Origin of the sequence: Methylobacterium sp. J-048 (genome assembly GCF_022829515.1) — a bacterium.
Lineage (GTDB): Bacteria > Pseudomonadota > Alphaproteobacteria > Rhizobiales > Beijerinckiaceae > Methylobacterium.
The window spans coordinates 1-21,401 of record NZ_JAKSYL010000240.1; the positions used below are offsets into that span (position 1 = coordinate 1).

The window sequence follows — 21,401 nt, forward strand, 5'->3', positions numbered from 1 at the left end:
CCGAGAGGATCTTGTCCGTTATGGCCGATCAAATGCCATGTTCGATGCCACGATCGATGAAGCGTATGGGGCCAGCATAGAAGGCCTTGGTCAATGCCAACCCCACTGCCAGTAAGCAGACCTTTCCAAGGTCCTAGAAGGGTCGACACCGGACCCGGAGCATGGGGCCCGTCCGACGGATTGCGGCGACTAGCTCGCGCGGGTCGCGCGCGCCGCATCGATTGATCGTGGCGGACGTTGCCCCAATCCCAGATCATCCGATGCGGCGGAAAGCCGTGCGCCCGCCAGGAGCGGCCGGATGGGGGAGCAGAAGGAAACGGAATGCCCAACCCCATGTTCGACGAGAGCAACATCACCTGGCGGACGCTCGACTGGCTGCCGCACATCGCCTTCTTCGTCTACAAGGTCGACGAGCAGAACCGCATCGTCGACGTCGTGTTCAAGTTCGCCGCGAACCAGAAGGTGATGCTACACCGGCACAAGAGCCCCTACGTGACGCTCGTGATGCAGGGCGAGCTTCGGTTCTACCGGCAGGATGGGACCCACAAGGAGACCCGTCCGACGGGCAGCTACGTCTCGGGGGTGGCGAATGGCGACCCGCACATGGAGGGCGGCGGCGACGAGGACGCCATCGTGTTCTTCAGCAACCGCAACATCGAGGACGCGCTCTACGAGTTCTTCGACGACGCGGGAAATCCCGTCCAGGTCCTCGGCATCGCCGACTTCAAGGCGCAGCTCGAAGAGCAGATCGCGACGGGCACCTTCGCGAAAGTCACCGCAAGGGCGGCGTAGCCTCCGCGGGCACCGGGGTAGCGTGAGGCCATCCCGGTGACCGCAGTGGTCCATGGGCCGGAGGTCTCGGAACGAACCTTGGCTCAATCCAGAGGCGTTCGCCGGGCGCCTTGTCCGATCTCGGCGGTTACGTTTTCAAGAGCTCCGGGTGCTTCTCGTCCGGCAGGGTCTTGCGAACATGGTGCCGTACGATCTCGGCGCTGAACGGTTTGCCGATGAACGTCGCTCTTTCCGGTAGGTCGCCGGGCCCAGGCTTGGCGTTGCCGGATGCGACTACCACGGCAATGTGGGGCCATCGCTCGGCGGTGTGCCGGGCCAACTCGAAACCGTCGCCATGCCCCGGCATATGCACGTCGGTGAAGAGCAACTGCACCGCCTCGTGGTGACGTTCGAGCACCGCTAAGGCCTGAGCGACGTTCATCGCCTCCAGCACTTGGAACCCTGCATCCTCCAGGATGCTCGTCGCATCCATCAGGATCAGGGCATCGTCGTCGACAACGAGGGCATGGGCGCGTCGCCCTGGGCGGCTTGGGTCACGAAGCAGGAATGGGCAACGGTCGAGAAGGTTGCCCGCCGACGAATTTGTGATGGCCGCAGTCGCGCCGGCGCGGCAACTCCGTTGAGATGCCTACGTTGGAAACGATGGCTCAGCATCCTCCACTCAGGTTCAATCCTTCGTTCGAAACCATCCCCGAGGATGAGGGTGAGACGCAGCGGGGCCTGACGGAGGCCATGCTGGGCATCCAGCGGAAGACGCACACGGACACCGGCTACGCCCATCGCGCGGTCCATGCCAAGGCGCATGGCTACCTCCGGGCACGGTTCGAGGTGCTCGCCGGCTTGCCTCCGGCGCTGGCCCAAGGGCTGTTCGCCTCACCCGCCAGCTACGACGCCATCCTCCGGTTCAGCACCACGCCGGGTGACGTGCTTCATGACGGCGTCTCCACGCCGCGCGGTGCCGCCCTGAAGATCCTGGGGGTAAACGGGCCCCGACTCCCCGGCAGCGAGGATGAAACCACCCATAACTACGTGCTCGGCAACTCTCCGTCGTTCCAAATCGGCACCGCCAAGGGGTTCCTCCGTCAGCTGAAGCTCCTGGCCGCCACGACAGGCCGTGCGGAACCGGTCAAGCAAGTCATATCCGCGGTGACGCGTACCGCCGAGGCCGCACTCGAAATGGTCGGGGGCAAGTCCGCTACGCTGACCACCCTGGCCGGCCAGGCGAAGACCCACCTCCTCGGCGACAGCTTCTTCTCCCAGGCCGCGCTGCTCCACGGCGACTACTTCGCCAAGGTGGCCCTTTCCCCGGTCTCTTCGGAGCTCATCGCCCTGTCGGAGAGCTCTATCGACACGTCCGGCCACCCCGATGCGATCCGTGAGTCTGTACGGGAGCACTTCCGAACGTGTTCGGCGGTCTGGGAGCTGCGGGTTCAGTTGGCGACGGACATCGAGGCGATGCCGGTGGAGGACGCGGCCGCGATGTGGTCCGAGGACGAGAGCCCCTACGTCCCCATCGCCCGCATCACCGCCGTTCCGCAGGACACCTGGTCGGACGGCATGCGGGAATGGGTCGAGGACAGGATGGCGTTCAATCCATGGACGGGTCTGGCCGCGCATCGACCGCTCGGATCGATCATGCGCGCCCGCCGCCCAGCCTACGCCGCTGCCCGAGAGTACCGGTCACGGGGCAACGGAGCCGAGATCCACGAGCCCACGAAGCTACCCCAAGCCTAGTGGACGGCATCACCCCTTGCCGAGCCGCCGATGGTTCGCCCGCACCTTCCGCCGATAGTCGCGCACGACCTTTTGTGGCGTCCCGCCCAGGGCGATGGTCGCGGCCGCCTCGCTGGCGGCCTTGACCTTCTCGGTCACCATCAGGCGCGCTTCCTTGTCCGCCTTCGGGCCGCCGAGCATGAACATCGCCGTGCGCTGGCCGATGACCATCTGCGCCTCGACGCCGAGCATCGCGAGGTCGGTGCCCATGGTGAGCCACGATGCGGGCTTGGCCCGTGATCTCCGACGTGCGCGCATGGTGTGGTCCTCAAACCCCAAAAACCTGGACGGCCAACGCGCGTCACGCCGCATGCTTCCGTATGACGGTCAGCCCGCGCTCGTTTCCCGGGCCAGCCAGTCCACGACTGCACGAAGGGCAGCGCTCTCCCCCGCGCCGGCGTCGATGACGGTCTCGTAAGCAGCTAGTTGACCTGCAGCGCTCGATCCGTTGCGGGCGATGATTTTGGCGTGCGCGACCTGGGCAGCGCATCCGAGTGCCGCCGCATCGTCGGCGATCAGGTCGAGAAGCGCGTCAACGGCCTCCTGGACCGGTACGACGCGCTCGGCGGTCTCGTCGATCAGAGAGGCTCCGGTGCCATCGCGTTCGGCCCGCCAGAGGTTCTCCATCACGAATCCGCGTGACGCGCCTGTCAGGCCGTCATGAATGTCCGGCCGGCGGTCCAGCAAGCGAACGAGGCAACGATAGATCTGGGCGACGGTGAGGGTGTCTTCGAGGCGCGTGCAGCTGTCGGCGACGCGAAGCTCAAGGGTCGGGTACCGGACTGAAGGGCGGATGTGCCACCAGAAGTAGGTCGGGTCCGGCACAGCGCTCGCAGCCGTCATGACCTTCACGTAGCGGTCGTAGTCGTCGGCGTCGTCGAACAACTCGGGCAGGCCGGTCCGTGGCAGCTCGGCATAGGCGCGAAGCCGATAGCCGTGCAGACCAGTCCGGCGACGGTCGTAGAACGGCGAGGATGTCGAGAGGGCAAGCAACAGGGGGAGGAACGGATAGATACGCCGCATGATGTCGATCCGCGCCTCGGGTCGTGGCACCTCGACGTGAACGTGCATGCCGGCGACCACGGAGCGGCGTCCGGTGATCTGGAGGTCGTCCATCATGCCGCGGTAGCGCGGCTTGTCGGTCTCCTTCTGGACGGACCAGACCGCGGTCGGGTGGGTGCCGGCAGCGAACAGCTTGAGCCCGTGCTTGCGTGCGGTGCCTTGCAGCTGATCACGAAGGTTGCCGAGCGCAGTCTGCGCTTCCTCGACGCTCGCGGTTGGTGCAGAGCAGATCTCGACCTCGTTCTCTAGAAGCTCACGCTCGACCGAGCCCAAGCGTTTGGCGTCATCGTGGAACCCCTGGATCGAGCTACGCGGAGCACCCCGGGAGCGTGCGCTCGCCAGGAAGAACTCTTCCTCGATCCCGAACTTGAAGTCGTGCCCTGAGCGTTGCGCCATTTCGTGCTCCCATTCAGCAGGACGACGTTTGGCACTCTCGAACGGCAGTCCCGGAGAGCCACCTCAGGATATCGGACTATGGATCGATAAGGCATTTACCGGGCCGCGTCGGGGGATACAGAACTGGGCTCGTCGCCGAGAGGCAGACGTTCCGAGTACGACCGAGGCTGTGTGAAAACTCAGAGGTTGTAGAAGAATTTCCCTCGTGCGCCCTAGTCCAGGACCGGGGCAGGCATTCTAACGGCATCACAGCCGCCATCCAGGATGCTCAAATGGCAGCAGCGTGGGAGATTGTTCCACGATTTCGGCATGGACCTGAGTTTTCACACAGCCTGGACCCAACCCGGTCGTAGAAGCCGGTCATGGCGACACCGCGGAAGCGGACATCCGTCGCGTTGCCCGTCCGGCTAACGATCGGTCCTAGCCTATAGCTGCACTTCGCGGACTGAACCCACAAAGTTTCCCCAAGCCGCCGATAGCGTGGTACTTCGGTGCAATTGTGGCGCATGCGTAACCCTGAAGCGAACGTTCTGTGCGCATCCTCATTCTCGAAGATGACCCCGTGCTTTCGGACGGTCTGGTCTCAGGGTTGTCGTTGCATGGCATGACCGCAGACTGCGTTGCCACCTGCGGGGACGCGGTGTCGATCTTCGATGCGACGCATTACAGCGCGGCGATCTTGGATTTGATGCTGCCCGACGGCTCCGGACTGGACGTGCTGAGCCACATCCGCGCGCGGGACGACGCCACACCGGTCATGGTCCTCACCGCGATCGACGCCGTTGCCGACCGGATCGCCGGGCTCGACCGCGGAGCGGACGACTACATGGGCAAACCGTTCGACCTGGGCGAGCTCGCAGCCCGGCTTCGTGTCATGATCCGGCGGGCGGCCGGACGCGCCTCTGCAACCTTCGCGTGGCGCGACCTCACGATTGACCTGAGCAGCCGTTTGGTCGCGCGGGCGGGCGTCGCGCTCAACCTTTCGCGCCGCGAGTTCGCGTTGCTGGAGGCGCTGTTCGAGCGGCCCGGCCGTGTGTTGTCCCGAAGCCAGCTGGAAGCCCGCCTCTACGGCTGGAACGAGGAAATCGGCAGCAACGCGCTCGAAGTCCATGTCCACAATCTGCGCGCCAAGATCGGGCGGGACGCGGTCGAGACCGTGCGCGGCCTCGGCTACCGCATCCGGGAGAACCGTGCGTGAACTCTCTGCGCATGCGCCTGTTCGTTACCCTGGTCACGGCAACGGGGCTGGTCTGGCTCGCCGCCATCGCCTGGACCTATGTCGACAGCCGCGCCCAGTTCGAGAGCATCCTCGACCGCCGCCTCATGGAGGCGGCCCGCATGGTCGACAGCTTGTTCACGCCGGCCCGGGCGGGGGCCGCACGGCAGGTGGGCGGAGACGGCGACGCCCTTGCGCGGGTGGTGAGCTACGATCGTCACCTCAGCTGCCAGATCTGGTCCCTGGACGGGCGCCTGATCGGCGCCTCGGACGGGTCGCCGGATCCGGTCTTGTCGGACCAGCACGAAGGGTTCTCGAACCGCGTGGTCGAGGGTCAAGCTTGGCGTGTCTACGCTCTGTCCGACCCGGCTAAGGGCTTCCGCATCCTCGTGGGCGACAATCTCGGACAGCGGCGGCAACTGGAGCACGGCCTCGTCGAAAGCCTGCTGCTCACCGCCGGTTGCGTCCTGCCGATCCTGGCGCCTTTGATCTGGCTCAGCGTCGGCCGGGGCCTGCGGCCGCTGAACCGCGCGACCCGCGACCTTGCCGCCCGGGATGCCGACAACCTGGAGCGGGTCGAGACCGGCCGAATGCCGTCGGAGATCCGACCGCTGGTCGATGCGCTGAACCGGCTGTTCGGTAAGGTCGCGGCTGCGCGCGAACACGAGCGCACTTTCCTGGCCTATGCGGCGCACGAGTTGCGGACGCCGCTGGCCGGCCTGAAGACGCAGGTGCAGGTGGCCATGCAGGCGCCCGGGGCCGCCATGCGGGACGCCGCCCTCGCCCAGACCCTGCGCGCGGTCGATCAGTCGGCACGCCTCGTCGAGCAACTCCTGACGGTCTCGCGCCTCGACAGCGGCGGGCGCCCGGCCGCCATCGCCTGGATTCCCGTGGAGGAGCGCCTGCGCGATCTGCTCGCCGGGATGGGCAGCGTGCCGAAGCCGGAGCGCGTCGCCTTCGCGCCCGCCCTCACCGAGCTCGAGATCCAGATGGACGAGGACCTGTTCGACCTCGCCATGCGCAACCTGATGGAGAACGCCCTATTGATCACCCCGCCGGAAGGGGCGATCGCCTGGGATGCCGCGCTCGGCGCGGATGGAAGCGCCACCCTGTCGATCACCGACGAGGGACCCGGCATTGCCGAGGCGGAGCGCGCCCTGGTGATCCGGCGCTTCGTGCGCGGCAGCCGGCGGGCGAAGCTCGGCAGCGGCCTCGGCCTCTCAATTGTCACCATGGCGCTGGAGCAATCCGGCGCCAGCCTTTTTCTCGACGGACGGGACGGCGGCCCCGGCCTCAAGGCAAGCGCGATCTTCGGCCCCGGGCTCGCCAGGCGTGCCCCGCCCGCTACGGCTCGCCTTTGACCCGCGCGAGGTAGTCCACGATCACCCGCGCATCCTCCGGCGTGATCGGAGCCTTGTAGGCGGTGATCATTTTGTCGACGACCGCATGCCACTCCTCCCGGGAGAGGGTGGGCTGGTTCAGGGTGTGGTCGGCGGAGTGGCAAGCCGTGCAGTTCGACGCGATGACGTCGGAGCCCGACCCGGCGGGGAAGCCGACATCGTCGCCGAAGGGCAAGTCGATCTCGGGCGTCGGGCGAAGCTCCAGCGGTGCGGCGGCGAGGGCCGGCGCCCAGCCGGCAAGGAGGCCGGCCAGCAGGGCGGTGCGGAGGGATCGGGACATGGTCGCGCTCATCCCTCAGGCCGCCACGAGGTCGAGGGTCTCGACCTGGTTGGACATGTAGCCCCCTGGGTTCCAGACGCGCCGCATCGGCTGCACCACCCGGTCGGCGTTGGTGCAGCGGGCCATCACGGTGTGCGCCCCGCGAGCCGGAAGGCTGATCGTGGCCTGCCATTGCCGGAAGCCGTAGGTGCCCTCATCCTTGCCAAGGGTCGTGGGCTGCCAGGTCCGGCCGCCATCGAGCGACAGGTCCACCGCGGCGACGCCGCGGTCGCCCCCGAAGGCGATGCCGCGCACCGGTTGCGGCACCCCGACCGGGACGCTGTCGCCCGGCTTGAGGTTGGTCACGAACGAGCGGGGCAGGTTCCGGGTGATCGGGACCATGCCGAAACCCTTCTGTCCGGGCTCGACCGTGTGATTGGGCGTGTCCGGCACGCGGTAGCTTCGCGTGGTCCAGACGCTGGGATCGGGGTGGTCTGTCACCTCGATGTCGTCGAGCATCTTGATCCAGTAGACGGCCGACCAGCCGGGGACGATGAGCTTGAGCGGGAAGCCGTTCAGCATCGGCAGTTGTTGGCCGTTCATCGCGAAGGCCAGCATGACCTCGCCGTCGCGGGCATGATCGATGTCCAGGGCCTTCACGAATTTTGGTGCGTCAGGCAGCAGTGGCTCATCGAGGCCGCCGAACTGCACATGGGTGGCCCCGCCCTTCACGCCTGCCCGATCAAGGACATCCTTCAGGCGCACACCGGCATAGAGAGCGTTGCTCATGGAGCCGTTCGCCCATTGGGCACCGGCGACCCGGGGCTGCGCGTAGAGACGCGAATTGCCGGCGCACTGGCTGACCGCCGCGATCTCGAAGCGCGGCAGGTCGTGGATCAGCTCACGCAGCGACAGCGCCTGCGGCCGCTCGACGAAGCCGTGGACCTTTAAGGCGAAGCTGTCGGTGTCGACGTGGGACGGGAAGGTGGCCCAGTGCCAGCTGACGAAGTGCTGGTCGTTCGGGGTGAACACGCCGGTGTCGAAGACGTCGAACGGCGTTTCCAGCCAAGGCGGCCGGGTGCGCTGAACGATCATGCGCCCCTTCTCTGGATAGGTCGTGGTCATGGGCCGGGTGCTCGGGCCGCCCGGGACATGGAAATCGAAGGTGTCGGCGCGAGCTCGGCTGGCGAGCAGGCCCATCCCGCCGAGGGCGGCGGCCGACAGGAGGCCACGGCGGCTCGGAGACGATAACGTGGTGTGTTGAGGCATCGAGTCGAAAGGTCCGCTGAGCCGGAGCCCAAGAGGCCGGCGCAGGGTCTCCGCGCTCCTCAGCTTAAGGGCACCTTAAATGCGCCGAGGCTCGTCGCGGAACGCGTATGGGTGAAGCGGAGCGGGTGAGGCGAGACGCACCAACAGGCGAGCCGCGTCTTCAATTGCAATTCGCAGAGGTCAGCCTGGGTCGACTTCGTGGCCCAATCGCAGAGCGCATGCCTCGGGTGTGCGAAGAGAATCGTGAATGGGCGCGACGGCGTCTGCTTCTTCGAACTCTCGTTCAAAAGCGGACTGGCGGAAATCCACCCCAAGCGGACATCGAGGGTAGTGGGCTTTTTGAACGTGAGCCAAAGGATGGGCGCGAGCAATCCCAGAAGAGCTTGGACCCCACGAAACTGCTTTGAGTCAGAGCGGCGAACGGCTTTTGCACCGGGGTGCAATCGACCGTCAGCGATCGGCTCGCTGAATATGGAGATGTGAGAGATCCAGACCTTCGTACCGCACCTTAACAATCTCTAGAGCCAGTGAGTTTACCCGCAACCCTGATCCGTAGTCGTCTTCCGTTCGACCGCTTGCCCATCCGCCTAGCGCGCGCACTCGTTCTGCCGAGATGTCGGCTTCGCGCAATGCGTCCCGATAGTTGTGCCGGAAGCTATGGAAGGCGGTTCGTGGCTTGGCTGCGCCACAGGATTGCAAAAAGCGGGCAAACCACTTTGAAAAATTGTCACTCAAATAGCCAGACGCTTCTGCCGTCGTGAGTTCAGGGAATAGGCGCTGCTCCTCACCGCGACCGGCTACGGCATCCCGATACTGTAGTAAGCCGCATCGCTTCAACTCGGGATGGATGGGTACGAAACGCTCGCCTGCCGCTGTCTTTAATCGTTTCACGCCGGCGTCGTCGGCGGCGACAATAATGACATCGGTTCCATCAAGTTGAGCGACATCACGAACCAAAAGCTGGCAGATCTCGTTCATTCGCATCCCGGTGAAGAGCGCGATCAGCGGCACCCAGAACCGGCCGCGACGGATGACCTGCGCCCCCGCTCGCGCATAGCCCGCCTCATCGTTCAGGCATCCGGTGTAGAGCGGTGCGGTGAAAATCTTTGTGAGCTGTTGAACAGAAAATGGATTTCTGCGGTCTTTTGCAGCTACCCCATCTGTTCCGACCGAGAGGCCGGTTGTGGGGTTGTCAGTGCGCATGCCCCGCGAAATGGCAAATTCCATCAGGGAAGAGAAGGCGGTCAGGTAGGAGCTTGCGGTTAGCCGGGTCATAGGTGCGGCGCCTGCCACGGCTGCGGCGTCGGCTGCCTGAGGTGCGGTCATCCCGCGAAACCGTTTGGTTGCGCTCGCGGGGAGCCTAATCAGAAGGCTTACCAGCTCGGCCGCATCCGCGCGCTTGATCTGTGAGACATCCCGGTCGGCCCCAAACGCCTCTTCGAACAGGCGAGCTTGAGCGGCGCCTTTCAGCTTCGATTTTGGTGACATGCCCTGCCAAGCAGGCTCGGCCCGATGTTGGGCTATCAGCTCGCTCAGTGTGATGCGCTTCACTGCTCTCGACGGGTGCGGGGCATCGGCTGGCGCACCCACAAAAAAGGTATCTCCAGCGTGGTAGGAGAAATCGCTCCTCGCAGCTCGTAGCTCTCGTCTCGCTTGCTCCAACGCGCCTCGGCGGACCAAGTGTATGAGGTGCCGAAATTCAGGCGCGTTGAAATCGACCTCGATGCCGTGGCGCTCAAGGAGCCGTTTGGCGGTGCTGAGCGTGCTGGCCTGACCGTTGGTGTCCCCTGGGTCCGCGAAAGTAGCCTCTTCGATCTCCAGGTCCATCAACTCATCCTGCCGGGACCAAGCAGGGGCCGCGCTTCGCTTCCGTTCGATCCGAACGTCCTCACGTTCGTGAAACCAGGCCAGTGCGATGTGCTCCGCTTCGGAGCGTGTCAGCGCCCGAACCGGTGCGGAATCAAGCTTGCGTTTGGCTGCGGCGATTTGTGCCTCGATCGCGAGGAGCTCGGTCAGCAAAAGCCGGCGAGCCTCAGCGTAGTCGCTGGTGCGTAGCGACTTCTTGAATTCGTACTTGTCGATCAGGCCGGCCTTGCGCAGAGCCTCGGGCACTTTCACCCGGACGTACCAGACGCCGCTCCTGCGCAGGAGCCGATTATCCCTTTTTGCCATGGGTTCGGGCAGCTTGGTGTACCACTCTGGTGGACCAAGGTAGCCCTAAAACTTATTATCCTGCAATAAGTTCGTGCCTTTCCAACAGGCTAGGAAAGCCTGGTGGAGCTGAGGGGAATCGAACCCCTGACCTCCGCAGTGCGATTGCGGCGCTCTCCCATCTGAGCTACAGCCCCGTCGAGGCGCCGGCCTTGTAGGCGCGGGCGGCTCAGCCTGTCAATTCCTGTTTCACCGCCGCCCGCCGCACACCGCTCTCGGTGCCGCCGCGCGGGCGCCCCGAGTATAGCGCGCAGACCCGCATGAACGCCCTGATCTGGCTCTTCGACACGGTCGTCCAGCTCTTCATCTACGTCCTCATCGCCAGCGCCGTCCTGAGCTGGCTCGTGGCGTTCAACGTCGTGAATGTCCGCAACCCGATCGTCGCCCAGATCGGCGAGGTGCTCTACCGGATCACCGAGCCGGTGCTGCGGCCGATCCGCAACCTGCTGCCCAATCTCGGCGGCGTCGACATCTCGCCGATCATCCTGATCCTGCTGCTGCTGTTCATCAGCAAGCTTCTGCACGAATATGCCGTGCCCCAGGCGTATATCTACGCGCAGTAGGATCGAGTGACCGTGAAGACAAATCCAGGCCGGTTCTTCGAGGATTTCCGCCTCGGCGAGACCATCCGCCACGCCACGCCCCGCACCGTCACGGTCGGCGATGTCGCGCTCTACACCGGCCTCTACGGCCCGCGCTTCGCCGTGCAATCGTCGGACGCCTTCGCCCGGGCCCTCGGCTATCCCAAAAGCCCGCTCGACGATTTGCTGACCTTCCACATGGTGTTCGGCAAGACCGTGCCGGACGTCTCGCTCAACGCGCTCGCCAATCTCGGTTACGCCGAGGGCGGGTTCCGCCGGCCGGTCTATCCGGGCGAGACCCTGTCGACCGTCTCCGAGGTGATCGGCCTCAAGGAGAGCTCGAACCGCCAGACCGGCGTGGTCTACGTGCGCTCGGTGGGCTCCGACGAGGCCGGCGAGACCGTGCTGAGCTATTGCCGCTGGGTGCTGGTGCGCAAGCGCGACCCGCAGGCCGCAATCGCCGAGGAGCACGTGCCGAGCCTCGCCAAGGTCGTCGATCCGCAGGACCTTGCGGGTGCCCTGCCGAAGCTCTCGGCCGCCGCCTACGATTCGGAACTCGCCGGCAGCCCGCACCGCTTCGCCGACTACGCGGTCGGGGAGAAGATCGACCATGTCGACGGCATGACCGTCGAGGAGGCCGAGCATCAGATCGCCACGCGCCTGTTCCAGAACACCGCCAAGGTCCATTTCGACGGCCTGGCCGCCAAGGACACCCGGTTCGGCCGGCGGCTGATCTATGGCGGGCACGTGATCTCGCTCGCCCGGGCGCTCAGCTTCAACGGCCTCGGCAACGCCTTCGCGCTCGCCGGCATCAATGCCGGCCGCCACGTGGCGCCGCTGTTTGCCGGCGATACGGTCTATGCCTGGAGCGAGGTTTTGGACGCGGCCGATGTCGGCCGCGACGATGTCGGTCTCCTGCGCCTGCGCACGGTCGCCACCAAGAACCAGGCCTGCGGGGCTTTTCCGGACCGCGTGGGCGAGGGCTACGACCCGGCCGTGATCCTCGATCTGGATTACTGGGCGTTCGTGCCGAAGTAGGTCCGTCTTCACAGGACGCCCGATCCGGACATGGCGCGCGCTCTCATCCGGCGACGCCGTGTAGGATGAGCCGCACCCGCTCCCCGGCGGGCTCGCAGCCCGACCCTTACAGGAGCGCCTGGTGGATTCCGTCCCACCGATGATGCCGGAGGCCGTGACGGTCAGGCCGGCGGGCCTGGAGGATGCGCCGGCCATCGCGGCGATCCATGTTGCTGCCTGGCAAGAGACCTATGCCGGGCTCCTGCCCGCCGCGATGATCGCGGCCCTCACGGTCGAGACGTGGCTGGCGATCTGGGCGCGCATCCTCGGCGATCCGGCTTCCGGCACGGCTGTCGAGGTCGCCGAGGGGCCGGCGGGTCTCGTCGGCTTCGGATCCTGCGGCGCCCAGCGCTCGGCCGACCTTGCGGCGGCAGGCTTCGACGGCGAGGTCAGCGCGATCTACGTCCTGCGCGCCGCTCAGCGGCGCGGAACCGGTGCCGCCCTGATGGCCGCGCTGGCGGCGCACTTGCTCCAAAGCGGCCATCGCGCCGCCAGCCTGTGGGTGCTGCGCGAGAATGCAATGGCCCGGCGATTCTACGAGCGCCTCGGCGGTGTCGTGGTTGGCAAGCGGGAGGAGGCGCGGGAGCACGATATGCTCGTGGAGGTCGCCTATGGCTGGCGTGATCTCGCGGCGCTTCGGCGGGGTCCGATTTCCAGCTGACGCGCACGCGCCGTCATTGCGAGCGCAGCGAAGCAACCTAGGGAACCGCTACCTTCTGACATCGCGCGCTGCCCTGGGTTGCTTCGCTGCGCTCGCAATGACGGTTCTGGTCGGGCGACCTAAAAAATAAAAAGCCTCAGCGCAGGCCGTTGCGCACCACGCCGGCCTCGACCGCCACGGAGAGGCGGTCCGTGACCGCCCATTCGACCCCGACCCGGGCGTTCGGCAGGATCGCGATGTCCTCGCGGGTCAGCGGCGGGGTGAACGGGGTCGGGCCGACCCGCAGCGTGTCGTGGACGGCGGCGGCCCCCGCCTTGGCGTAGAGCAGCACGTCCGACACCAGCAGGGTCCCGACCTTGACCTCCAGCGCGCCGGCGAAGTCGCGGCTGTAGGCGCGGCGCCCGAAGCCGGGGGTGAGGGTGCCGTCGAGGCCGGCGAGGTAATCCAGGCCGCCGCTGATCCCGTAGAGGATCGGCCCCTCCTGCCACATCCGGCCGCCTTCGAACCCGAGGGTCGGGCCGGAAAAGCTTCCGAGATGCCGTGAGGAACTGACTGCGTAGCCGGTCGACAGGCTCGCGTAGGAGCCGGTCCAGCGACCGGCATCCGCGACCGGCTCCCAGGCGAAGGACGGCAGCGGCGCGAAGCCCGTGACGGGCAGCAGCGTCTGGGCGGCGGCGGGGCCGGCCGGGAGCAGGAGGCCGCCGAGCACGAGGCTGGCGGCGAATCGGCGGGGACGAGAACCGGCGGATCGGATCATGCCGGCATGATAGCGAAACGCGCCGGCGGTGGAACAGCTCAAGCCGCCAGGGACCGGTCCCCGATCGGCTGACCGAAGGGCTGCACCAGCACGCGCCGGCCGGTGAGGTCGTGGACGCTGACCCGCCATTCGGACCAGTCTGTCCGGTCCGACAGGGCGCGCATTACGTCGGCGGCGACCCGGCGTGCCCGGATAGTCAGGCGACCGGCCGCGCGAATCTCGGCACCGCGCGCGTCGAACACGCATTCCAGGCCGTTGGTGCAATGGAACCGGTAGCGGGCCATCGGGGCTCCTGTCTGATCCTGTGCGGCACGGTCTGGATGTTCTATATATGTTCCAATCCTGGCTGGACATCCCATGGGTCCAATCGGCCGCAGGTTTGCCGGGTCGGCGGCTCGCCGACGGCCAGGGCTAATCGCTTGCCGCCCGGCGCCCTATCTCGATGAGGCGGCCATACGGTCTTCGAGCCTGAAAGATTTTTTGTGATGCCCCCCCTCCGGATCCTGATCGCCGGCCTGCTGATCGCCCTGGCCGGCGCGGCGCAGGCGCAGACCGTGCTGGTCCCGTCCGGGGATTCGGCGGTCACGCAGCCCGGCGGCACCGAGGGTCGCGCGGCGCGCCGCAACATCCGCGAGGCGATCCGGAACGGCGACGTGGTCGGGGTTCCGCCCGGGACCCGTACACTCGAGGCCGGGCGAAAGCTGCTTCCTCGCAATCATGGCCGGCCGCGCCGGGCCGAATAGTCTTTTCCTGTGGGCGGAGGCCTCTTGATTTTGTCGAGACGGCCGGTGATCGCAGAAGCATCGCGGCATTCCCCCGCCCCGGAGCCTGCCTCGTGTCTCTTCCGGCGCTCGTCCCCAGCACGATCGAGACGACCCGTCACGTCGAGCCGAAGCAGGCCTTCGAGTTCTGGCGCGCCACCGCGCTGGCGCCGTTCGGCGATGTCGGGCGCACGCATCTCCGCGACCCGTTCCAGGCCAAGCGCCTGGTCGTGGCGGGGGCGGGCTGGGGCCTGACCCATACGGTCAGCAGCCCGGTCGGCCTGACCATCGGCCCCCGGCAGGTCGATCGGAACGTGCCCGAGACGGTGGTGATCGGCTTGGCCCTCGACGGGATCGGCTATCAGCAGCAGGGCGAGCGCGGCGCGCGCCTCGGGGCCGGCGACATCAGCTTCCTGTCGCGCCAACGGCCCCTCGTGGCCGGCACCCAGAGCGACTACGCGGAGCTGCGGCTGGCGCTGCCGCGGGCGACCTTCGAGGCCTGGATCGGGACCGTCGACGCCTTCGCGGGGCGCTGCATCGCCGACCGGCCCGGGCACGCGGCCTTCAAGACGGCGTTCCGCACCTTCGCCGCCTCGGCCGCGTGGATGTCGGAGGAGGAGGCCCAGGCCGCGGTCGAGGGTGTGTTGCACCTGCTCGGCACCCTCGTCCGGGATCCGGCGGAACGGCCGGGCGCCGCGGTCTCGTGCGAGACGGTGGCGTCGCTGGCCCGCGCCCATATCGTGCGCCGGCTCCACGATCCGCGCCTCGGCCCGGCCGAGATCCACGCGGCGCTCGGCGTGTCCCGTTCCCAGCTCTACCGGGCTTTTGCCGGCACCGACGGCGTCGCGGCGGCGATCCGCGACGCGCGTCTCGATCTCATCCATCGCCGCCTGGCGGCGCCGCGCACCGACGGCGTGAAGATCGCCACCCTCGCGTATGCCTGCGGCTTCACCGACGTGCCGACCTTCAACCGCGCGTTCCGCCAGCGCTTCGGCCTGTCGCCGCGCGCGCTGCGCGCCCAGTCTGGCGATCCTACTTGAGGTGGTAGGAGACGCCGGCGATCAGCGCCTTCTCCTCGGTGTTGATGGTGCGCCGGGGGTCAGCACCGAACTTGTTGTGCCAGTACTGGAAGCCGACGAACGCCTCGACCCGGTTGGGCGCGTTGTCGACCAGCTGCCCGATATCCAGGACCAGGTTGGTCTGCGAGACGAACTCCAGCTGCGTGTCATTGTCATTGGTGAAGCCATAGCGTCCCTTGGGCAGGATGATGGTGTTGAAACCGGCCAGGGACAGCGGCAGCCCGGTGAAGGGCAGCGGGATCGTGTAGGTCAGCTCAAATTCCGGCGTCATCTTGTACTCGACGCTGCGAAAGTCCGAGTAATCGAAGCCCGGCTGCAGCCCTGGCTGGATCTTCGTGCCGGCGAAGCCGTTGCGGGAGAATTCCTTGTAACCCTGGACCTTCAGGTTCACGAACCCGGCCGGCACGTCGAAGGCGAAGCTGAGGCCGAAGGTGCCGGCGCGCTTCTCGGAGTCGAACGTCGTGTCCTTGGTGTTGATGTCGGCCCCGAACGACAGCCCGATATCCTTCACCAGGCCCGGGATGGCGAAAGCGTTGGTGTCGAAGACCTTGTTCGGGCTGAGCACGCCCCGGTAGATCAGGTAGACCTCCGTGGCGCCGACCCCCTTGTCGAAGATCCGCTTGTCGCCCGCCGGATCCTGGGATCCCGACCGCAGGATGTCCAGCCAGATCAGGTTGGTGCCGTAGGCCCAGGAATTGGCGTGGAACAGGTTGACCACGTTCTTGGGCACCTCGCGGGGCGCGTACCCGCCATTGGCCGTGCCGTTGGGGCGGATCACGTAGAGACCCGGCTCGGCCGCGGGCCCCTGGAACCGGTAGCTGACCACCGTGTCTGAGAACGAGAAGAACGACGGCGGCGGCGCGGCCATCACGGTCGCGGCGGCCAGCGGCACCCCGGCCTCCGGGGGATTCGGCTGGGCGGGGACGGTTTGCGCGGGTGGCGCAGGCTTGTCGAGGGCTTGGGCCGTACCGGTGAGATGCGCTTGCGCCAGCAGTAAGGCCGCGATCAGCAGACTTGCCCGTAGCGGCCGGAGAGACGCGCCCCTCCCTCCCTCCTCTGCGGGGGGAGGGAGGGGCGCGTGGGGCGAGCCATTGCTCTCGTCCGGCAACGCTGTGTGCATCCGGTCGCCGATTGAGTGGGTCGGAAGTGCGCCTACCGCGCCGGCGCCGCTCACAGCACTTTCCAGAAGACCAGGATCAGGCCCGCATAGATTGCCGCCAGCAACCCGGCGCCCTGGAGGTCGACCGCCGCCTTTCGGTCCTTTGCGGGCGCCAGCCACCAGCGCATCCTTTCGGCGGCCCACGGCACCAGGCGCGACGTGATCAGCACGCTGACCACGTTGCCGATGAACAGGGCCAGCGGGAAATCGAGCTTCAGCGTCCGCGACAGCAGCGGCGTGCCGATCAGCAGGCCCCACAGGAACACCGTCGGGTAGAGCGTCAGCAGGACGATCATGTTCATCTTCCAGGCCGGGGGCGGCGGCGCGCCCTCCGGGGTCGCGTCCCGGAACCATTGCTCGAAGCCGCTCTGCACCGTCCGGGTGTGGAACTCCGCGGTCAGCGGCGCCGCCTCCTCGATCAGCGCCTTGCGCGCGGGGGAATCGAGCCAGGCCTGCAGGTTGGCGTCGCTGTCGAAGCGCAGGATCGCGACGAAATCCTCCTGCACCCCGGGCACGGCTGGCTCGAACCGGTAGCCCTGCAGCCCCGGCGCCTTCGACTGGGCGGCCGCGACCTTCTGCTCCCAGCGGAGGTATTTCGCCTCCAGCCCGGGCTTCACCCGGGTGCTGATCACCGCCGAGACCGGGGCCGTGCGGGCGGCGCTGGCGGCGTCGGTGACGATGTGGACGTCGTCGCGGCCGACCAGCATCGGGGCGGCGCCCTCGATCCGGGATTGCCGCTCCGGCGAGCCCAGCCAGCCCCGGGCATGGTCCAGGCTGTCGAAGCGCTGCAGGATCACCCAGTCGACCTGAAGCGGCGGGTGCGGCGGCATCAGCCGTTGCTCGATGAAGCCCGGAAAGGTCGCCACCACCGCGCTGGTGTCGCCCTGCCACCGGGCAAAGGCGTCGGCGCTCTCGGGCCGGACGGTGGTCTGAGTGACGATGCTGACGCTCGCCGCGGGGCCGCTCATCGGGCGGCGAGCTTTTCGAACAGGCGGTCGGGGGTGAACGGCAGGTGGGCGAAGCGCACGCCGGTGGCGTCGGCCAGCGCGTTCGAGACCGCCGGGGCCACGGGGTTGATGCCGCACTCGCCCTGCGACTTGGCGCCGAGCGGCCCGATCCGGTCGATCGTGTCGGCGAAGAAGATGTCGGTGTGGGGCGTGTCGGCGAAGGTCGGGATCCGGCAGTTGCGCAACTGCGGGTTGACCATGCGGCCGTCGCCGTCATGCACCATGGTCTCGACCAGCGCCCAGCCGTAGCCCATGCCGACCGCGCCATCGAGCTGGCCGCGGCACTGCATCGGGTTGATCGGCTTGCCGATATCGGCGGCGTGGACGCTGTGCAGGATCCGGATCTCACCGGTGACGCGGTGGACCGCGAGGCGCACGCCCTGCACGTTGAACGCGATGGTCCGCGGCGACAGATAGGACTTCCGGCTGACCATGAAGCGATGGTCGACCTTGGTGCCCTCGGCGTGGAGCTCGGCGAGCGTCAGGCGCCGGTTGCCGCAGAGCACGCCGCCGTCGGTGTCGAGCCGGCATTGCTCCACCGGGATCCCGGTGTGGCGGCTGGCGAAGGCCAGGATGTCCTCGGCCATGGCCTCGGCGGCCAGATGCACCGCCTTGCCGCCGACCACCGTGCCGGTGCTGGCGAAGGTGCCGGTGTCGTAGGGCGTGCGGTCGGTGTCGGCGTTGATGATCGCGATGGCGTCGGCGCGGGAGCCCAGGATCGCGGCCGCGATCTGCTTGTGCGCCGTGGTGATGCCGTTGCCCATCTCGGTGGAGCCGCAGGCGAGGTGGTAGGTCCCGTCCGGCAGCAGGCGCAGCTCGGCGCCCGAGCGGTGCTCGGTGGGCGGCCCGCATTCGAGCATGGCAAGCGCCACGCCCCGTCCCTCGGCCCAGTCCGGCCCCGCGGGCCTGGCGACGCCGTTGCCCTTCTCCAGCTCACGCTCGACGATATCGAGGCATTCGCCGATGCCGTAGCTGCCGAAGCTCGCGTCGCTCGGCTCCTTCCAGATCGACTCGATGTTGTCGCCGGGCTGCACGACGTTCAGGCGGCGCATCGCGAAGGGATCGATGCCGAGCCGGCGGGCCAGCGCGTCGATGGCGCATTCGATCGCGAAGGTAGTCTGCGAGGCGCCGTAGCCGCGAAAACCCCCGCCCGGGACCATGTTGGTGTAGACCGCGTGGCCGATGCCCCGCTTGTTGAGGCAGCGATAGGCCGCGATCGGGCTCGCCATCGCGGCCCCCAGGGTTTCGCCGCCATGGCCGCCATAGGCGCCGGTGTTGGAGACCACCTCGACGTCGAGCGCCGTCAGCGTGCCGTCCTTGCGGGCGCCGATCTTCACCCGGGTGGACATCGGGTGGCGCGTCGTGGCGCCGATGAACTCCTCCTCCCGGGTCCATTCCCACTTCACCGGGCGCCCGAGCTTCATCGTCGCGAACAGGACCAGGTCCTCCGAGACCATCTCCTGCTTGCCGCCGAAGCCGCCGCCGACCCGCTCGGTGAACACGTGCAGGTCCCGGTGCGGGACGCCCATCACGTAGGCGAGCTTCTGGCGCACCGCGAACGGCGCCTGCGAGCTGGTGCGGATGTGCCAGCGCCCGTCCTCGCCCTGCCAGGCGATCGAGCCGTGGGTCTCGAGATGCGTGTGCTGGACGCGGGTGGTCGAGTAGGTCTCCTCATGGATCACGTCGGCTTGACCGAAGCCCGCTTCCACGTCGCCGATCTCGCCCTGGAGCGTGCAGAAGATGTTGCTGTCGCCGGTGACGTGCTCCTTGTCGTGCAGGATCGGCGCGCCGGGCTGCATGGCGGCGACGGGATCGAACACCGCCGGCAGGATCTCGTAGCTCACCTGGAGCGCCCGGCAGCCGGCCTCGGCCGCCGCCTCGGTCTCGGCGACCACGGCGGCGACCCGCTGGCCGGCGAAGCGCGCGACCGAATCGAGCAGCAGGATGTCGTCGGGATCGACGAGGTGGTCCTCATGGAGCGCGGAGCTGAACCGGCGCTTGGGCACGTCCTGCCAGGTATAGACCGCGACCACCCCCGGCACCGCCCGGGCGGCCTGGTCGTCGATCGCCACGATGCGGGCATGGGCGTGGGGCGAACGCAGCACCTTCAGGTGCAGCAGGTCCGCCACCGCGACGTCCATCGTGTAGCGGGCGCTGCCGGTGAGGATGGACGCGGTGAACGGATTGGGCAGGCTGGCGCCCAGCGCCTTGCCGGCCAGGTCCGCCTCGATGTTGCAGCGGCCGTGCAGGGCGTCGTTGATCGAGCGGTAGCCGGTGCAGCGGCAGAGGTTGCCCTTGAGGGCGTGGGGCAGATCCGCCTTCTGCGCGTCGGTCAGCGTCACCGCGGTCATGATCATACCGGCGGTGCAGAACCCGCACTGGAACGCCTGCGCGTCGTGGAACGCCTGCTGCATCGGGTGCTGCGCGCCGTCGGCGGCGGCGAGGCCCTCGATGGTGGTGACCTCACGGCCCTCGGCCCGGAAGGCCGGGACCAGGCAGGAATGGAACGGCTTGCCGTCGATATGGACGGTGCAGGCGCCGCAATCGCCGGCGTCGCAGCCCTTCTTGACCCCGAACACGTCGAGGTCGCGCAGGAAGGTCCGCAGGCACTGGCCGGGGGCGGGCTCGGCGGCGTAGGCGCGGCCGTTGATCGAATAGGCGTTCACGCGAGCTCCGTACGGATCTGTTCGGCCAGGTACTGCGTGACGTGGCGCTTGTAGGGGGCCGAGCCGTGGACGTCGGCGAAGTAGGCGTCGGGCGGCAGGCGGGCGTCGAGGGCGCGGGCCAGCGCGTCGGCGGGCGGGCAGGCGGGGAAGCGCAACTGCACCGGCCGGGGCGTCGCCGCCGTGACCGTCAGCAGGAAGTCCGTGCCGTCCTGGCCGAGCGTGCCGATGATCAGGGCGGCCGAGCGCCCGTGCTTGGTCAGCGAGACCTGCCGCATCGCCGTGCGCTTCGCGAGCGCCGCGGCGGGCAGGTGGATGCTGCGGAGCAATTCGCCCGGCCGCAGCACGTTGGCGTGGTTGCCGGTGACGAAGTCGGCGACCGGGACCGTGCGCGGCGCGCCGTCCCGCGGCCACAGGGTGCAGATCCCCTCCAGCGCCGCCGTCAGCGAGATCATCGCGCCCGCGGGCAGCGACATGCAGAGGTTGCCGCCGATGGTGGCGGCGTTCCAGATCTTGAACGACATCAGGAACGAATCGATGCAGTGCCGGAACAGCGGGACCGCGTGCCATTCCGCCGGCCCCGCGAAATCGTGCAGCTCGACGATCCGGCAGGTCGCGGCGATCTCGAGCCCGGCCTCGGTCACCGTCAGCGGCGCCCAGCCCAGCCGGTCGAGATCGATCAGCGTGTCGACCGCCACCTGCGGCTCGGAGAACAGCCAGGTGCCGCCGGCGAGCCACGAATACCCGTCATGCCAGCCCTGGACCTCGTCCAGGGAGGTCGGCCGCTTGACGTCGACAATCGTTGAGAGGTTCATCGCCGGCTTTCAAGTCTCGGAGACGTAGAAGTCGCATTTCACATGAGCGAAATATCATCGATAGTAAGTAAATATACTCTCTACGTATCAAAAATATCTGCAGATTGTCAGAGAAATATGAATTTACCGAGTCGGGAGGCGACGTTGATCAATGCGCGCCACGCCGAATGCATCGCCACCGTGTCGGCGATCGTGCCATCGACCCGGTCTTCCGCGCGTTCACGTCGCGGCGGCGGGGCCGGTCAGGGCGTTCGCAGGATCCGGGGCTCGCGTCCGGGCATGCAGAAACATCGTGCGAATCTTTCCGCATCGGGCCCCCGCCAAATTTTCAGCGGCTGTCTGGAGTTGTTGCGCAGTAAACAGATGAATTCTGTGCGCGTCAACGTAATATATCGAGGTTCGTAAAGACGAACTGTAAATACCGTGAAGATGATATCAATACGGCATAATATTTGAGTAATGT

The 21,401-nt window shown here is 67.2% G+C and carries 21 protein-coding genes and 1 tRNA gene; 9 read left to right on the plus strand and 13 right to left on the minus strand.

The window, feature by feature from the left end; genetic code table 11:
• The first annotated feature begins 321 nt into the window (after nt 1–321).
• Nucleotides 322–792 carry a regulator gene (locus tag MKL09_RS24040; RefSeq protein WP_244024418.1) on the plus strand — a complete coding sequence of 157 codons (471 nt, stop codon included), beginning with the start codon at nt 322–324 and terminating at the stop codon, nt 790–792.
• Between the two features lie 127 nt (nt 793–919).
• On the opposite strand, the gene MKL09_RS24045 is transcribed toward MKL09_RS24040, so the two are convergent.
• Nucleotides 920–1,264: a response regulator gene (locus MKL09_RS24045; protein WP_244024420.1), complete on the minus strand. Its 345-nt coding sequence runs from the start codon at nt 1,262–1,264 to the stop codon at nt 920–922.
• 170 nt (nt 1,265–1,434) lie between these two features.
• On the opposite strand from MKL09_RS24045, the gene MKL09_RS24050 reads away from it, so the two are divergent.
• Complete coding sequence (locus tag MKL09_RS24050) at nt 1,435–2,526, plus strand: catalase family protein (protein ID WP_244024422.1); 1,092 nt, start codon at nt 1,435–1,437, stop codon at nt 2,524–2,526.
• 9 nt (nt 2,527–2,535) lie between these two features.
• On the opposite strand, the gene MKL09_RS24055 is transcribed toward MKL09_RS24050, so the two are convergent.
• Nucleotides 2,536–2,775, minus strand: a complete 240-nt coding sequence (locus tag MKL09_RS24055) for a hypothetical protein (RefSeq protein WP_244024424.1) — start codon at nt 2,773–2,775, stop codon at nt 2,536–2,538.
• 117 nt (nt 2,776–2,892) lie between these two features.
• A complete protein-coding gene (locus MKL09_RS24060) occupies nt 2,893–4,023 on the minus strand; it encodes a carboxylate-amine ligase (RefSeq protein WP_244024426.1) in 1,131 nt (376 codons plus the stop codon).
• Between the two features lie 532 nt (nt 4,024–4,555).
• On the opposite strand from MKL09_RS24060, the gene MKL09_RS24065 reads away from it, so the two are divergent.
• Together MKL09_RS24065 and MKL09_RS24070 are read left to right on the plus strand one after the other, a co-directional pair.
• The gene (locus tag MKL09_RS24065) at nt 4,556–5,221 is read left to right on the plus strand and encodes a response regulator (protein ID WP_244024428.1); all 666 of its coding nucleotides are present in this window, start codon (nt 4,556–4,558) and stop codon (nt 5,219–5,221) included.
• Nucleotides 5,218–6,600, plus strand: coding sequence for a sensor histidine kinase N-terminal domain-containing protein (locus MKL09_RS24070; protein WP_244024430.1), 1,383 nt, complete (start codon nt 5,218–5,220; stop codon nt 6,598–6,600). Before MKL09_RS24065 ends, MKL09_RS24070 begins: the two co-directional genes overlap by 4 nt.
• On the opposite strand, the gene MKL09_RS24075 is transcribed toward MKL09_RS24070, so the two are convergent.
• From MKL09_RS24075 to MKL09_RS24090, 4 genes are all read right to left on the minus strand, one after another.
• Entirely contained in the window at nt 6,584–6,919 is a 336-nt protein-coding gene (locus MKL09_RS24075; RefSeq protein ID WP_244024432.1) for a cytochrome c, read from the minus strand. The genes MKL09_RS24070 and MKL09_RS24075 overlap by 17 nt on opposite strands.
• 15 nt (nt 6,920–6,934) lie before the next feature.
• On the minus strand, nt 6,935–8,167 hold the full coding sequence (locus MKL09_RS24080; protein ID WP_244024434.1) for a molybdopterin-dependent oxidoreductase: 1,233 nt from the start codon (nt 8,165–8,167) through the stop codon (nt 6,935–6,937).
• 450 nt (nt 8,168–8,617) lie between these two features.
• Nucleotides 8,618–10,339 carry a site-specific integrase gene (locus tag MKL09_RS32255; RefSeq protein WP_313901203.1) on the minus strand — a complete coding sequence of 574 codons (1,722 nt, stop codon included), beginning with the start codon at nt 10,337–10,339 and terminating at the stop codon, nt 8,618–8,620.
• Between the two features lie 100 nt (nt 10,340–10,439).
• Nucleotides 10,440–10,515 (minus strand) — tRNA-Ala (locus MKL09_RS24090).
• Nucleotides 10,516–10,638: 123 nt separating this feature from the next.
• Between MKL09_RS24090 and MKL09_RS24095 the strand changes: the two genes are divergently transcribed.
• From MKL09_RS24095 to MKL09_RS24105, 3 genes are all read left to right on the plus strand, one after another.
• Nucleotides 10,639–10,941, plus strand: a complete 303-nt coding sequence (locus tag MKL09_RS24095; protein ID WP_244024438.1) for a YggT family protein — start codon at nt 10,639–10,641, stop codon at nt 10,939–10,941.
• A 12-nt stretch (nt 10,942–10,953) separates the two neighbouring features.
• Nucleotides 10,954–11,997: a MaoC family dehydratase gene (locus MKL09_RS24100; protein ID WP_244024440.1), complete on the plus strand. Its 1,044-nt coding sequence runs from the start codon at nt 10,954–10,956 to the stop codon at nt 11,995–11,997.
• Nucleotides 11,998–12,118: 121 nt separating this feature from the next.
• On the plus strand, nt 12,119–12,697 hold the full coding sequence (locus tag MKL09_RS24105; RefSeq protein ID WP_244024442.1) for a GNAT family N-acetyltransferase: 579 nt from the start codon (nt 12,119–12,121) through the stop codon (nt 12,695–12,697).
• Nucleotides 12,698–12,833: 136 nt separating this feature from the next.
• Here MKL09_RS24105 and MKL09_RS24110 read toward each other — a convergent pair whose 3' ends face one another.
• Nucleotides 12,834–13,454: an outer membrane protein gene (locus MKL09_RS24110; RefSeq protein WP_244024444.1), complete on the minus strand. Its 621-nt coding sequence runs from the start codon at nt 13,452–13,454 to the stop codon at nt 12,834–12,836.
• A 38-nt stretch (nt 13,455–13,492) separates the two neighbouring features.
• A complete protein-coding gene (locus tag MKL09_RS24115; RefSeq protein ID WP_244024446.1) occupies nt 13,493–13,738 on the minus strand; it encodes a DUF6894 family protein in 246 nt (81 codons plus the stop codon).
• Nucleotides 13,739–13,939: 201 nt separating this feature from the next.
• On the opposite strand from MKL09_RS24115, the gene MKL09_RS24120 reads away from it, so the two are divergent.
• Both MKL09_RS24120 and MKL09_RS32260 read left to right on the plus strand, forming a co-directional pair.
• The gene (locus MKL09_RS24120) at nt 13,940–14,197 is read left to right on the plus strand and encodes a hypothetical protein (RefSeq protein WP_244024448.1); all 258 of its coding nucleotides are present in this window, start codon (nt 13,940–13,942) and stop codon (nt 14,195–14,197) included.
• A 92-nt stretch (nt 14,198–14,289) separates the two neighbouring features.
• Nucleotides 14,290–15,255 (plus strand): helix-turn-helix domain-containing protein, encoded by a 966-nt coding sequence (locus MKL09_RS32260; protein ID WP_244024450.1) that lies wholly within the window; start codon nt 14,290–14,292, stop codon nt 15,253–15,255.
• Here the strand turns inward: MKL09_RS32260 and MKL09_RS24130 are convergent.
• The 4 genes from MKL09_RS24130 to MKL09_RS24145 all read right to left on the minus strand — a co-directional run bounded on the left by MKL09_RS24130 (nt 15,248) and on the right by MKL09_RS24145 (nt 20,938).
• Nucleotides 15,248–16,186, minus strand: coding sequence for a hypothetical protein (locus MKL09_RS24130; protein WP_244024452.1), 939 nt, complete (start codon nt 16,184–16,186; stop codon nt 15,248–15,250). The two genes, MKL09_RS32260 and MKL09_RS24130, sit on opposite strands and share 8 nt — an antisense overlap.
• 278 nt (nt 16,187–16,464) lie before the next feature.
• On the minus strand, nt 16,465–17,421 hold the full coding sequence (locus tag MKL09_RS24135; protein ID WP_244024453.1) for an antibiotic biosynthesis monooxygenase: 957 nt from the start codon (nt 17,419–17,421) through the stop codon (nt 16,465–16,467).
• Nucleotides 17,418–20,126, minus strand: a complete 2,709-nt coding sequence (locus MKL09_RS24140) for a molybdopterin-dependent oxidoreductase (protein ID WP_244024455.1) — start codon at nt 20,124–20,126, stop codon at nt 17,418–17,420. The genes MKL09_RS24135 and MKL09_RS24140 overlap by 4 nt, the downstream gene beginning before the upstream one ends.
• Nucleotides 20,123–20,938, minus strand: coding sequence for an FAD binding domain-containing protein (locus MKL09_RS24145; protein WP_244024457.1), 816 nt, complete (start codon nt 20,936–20,938; stop codon nt 20,123–20,125). The genes MKL09_RS24140 and MKL09_RS24145 overlap by 4 nt, the downstream gene beginning before the upstream one ends.
• Nucleotides 20,939–21,401: the final 463 nt, after the last annotated feature.

Excerpts from the sequence above, each read along its gene's own strand:
- MKL09_RS24145 (WP_244024457.1), bottom strand. The coding sequence starts at position 20,938 with ATGAACCTCTCAACGATTGTCGACGTCAAGCGGCCGACCTCCCTGGAC.
- MKL09_RS24080 (WP_244024434.1), bottom strand. The coding sequence starts at position 8,167 with ATGCCTCAACACACCACGTTATCGTCTCCGAGCCGCCGTGGCCTCCTG.
- MKL09_RS32255 (WP_313901203.1), bottom strand. The coding sequence starts at position 10,339 with ATGGCAAAAAGGGATAATCGGCTCCTGCGCAGGAGCGGCGTCTGGTAC.
- MKL09_RS24055 (WP_244024424.1), bottom strand. The coding sequence starts at position 2,775 with ATGGGCACCGACCTCGCGATGCTCGGCGTCGAGGCGCAGATGGTCATC.
- MKL09_RS24095 (WP_244024438.1), top strand. The coding sequence starts at position 10,639 with ATGAACGCCCTGATCTGGCTCTTCGACACGGTCGTCCAGCTCTTCATC.
- MKL09_RS24110 (WP_244024444.1), bottom strand. The coding sequence starts at position 13,454 with ATGATCCGATCCGCCGGTTCTCGTCCCCGCCGATTCGCCGCCAGCCTC.
- MKL09_RS24115 (WP_244024446.1), bottom strand. The coding sequence starts at position 13,738 with ATGGCCCGCTACCGGTTCCATTGCACCAACGGCCTGGAATGCGTGTTC.
- MKL09_RS24120 (WP_244024448.1), top strand. The coding sequence starts at position 13,940 with ATGCCCCCCCTCCGGATCCTGATCGCCGGCCTGCTGATCGCCCTGGCC.
- MKL09_RS24060 (WP_244024426.1), bottom strand. The coding sequence starts at position 4,023 with ATGGCGCAACGCTCAGGGCACGACTTCAAGTTCGGGATCGAGGAAGAG.
- MKL09_RS24045 (WP_244024420.1), bottom strand. The coding sequence starts at position 1,264 with ATGGATGCGACGAGCATCCTGGAGGATGCAGGGTTCCAAGTGCTGGAG.
- MKL09_RS24135 (WP_244024453.1), bottom strand. The coding sequence starts at position 17,421 with ATGAGCGGCCCCGCGGCGAGCGTCAGCATCGTCACTCAGACCACCGTC.
- MKL09_RS24040 (WP_244024418.1), top strand. The coding sequence starts at position 322 with ATGCCCAACCCCATGTTCGACGAGAGCAACATCACCTGGCGGACGCTC.
- MKL09_RS24075 (WP_244024432.1), bottom strand. The coding sequence starts at position 6,919 with ATGTCCCGATCCCTCCGCACCGCCCTGCTGGCCGGCCTCCTTGCCGGC.
- MKL09_RS24050 (WP_244024422.1), top strand. The coding sequence starts at position 1,435 with ATGGCTCAGCATCCTCCACTCAGGTTCAATCCTTCGTTCGAAACCATC.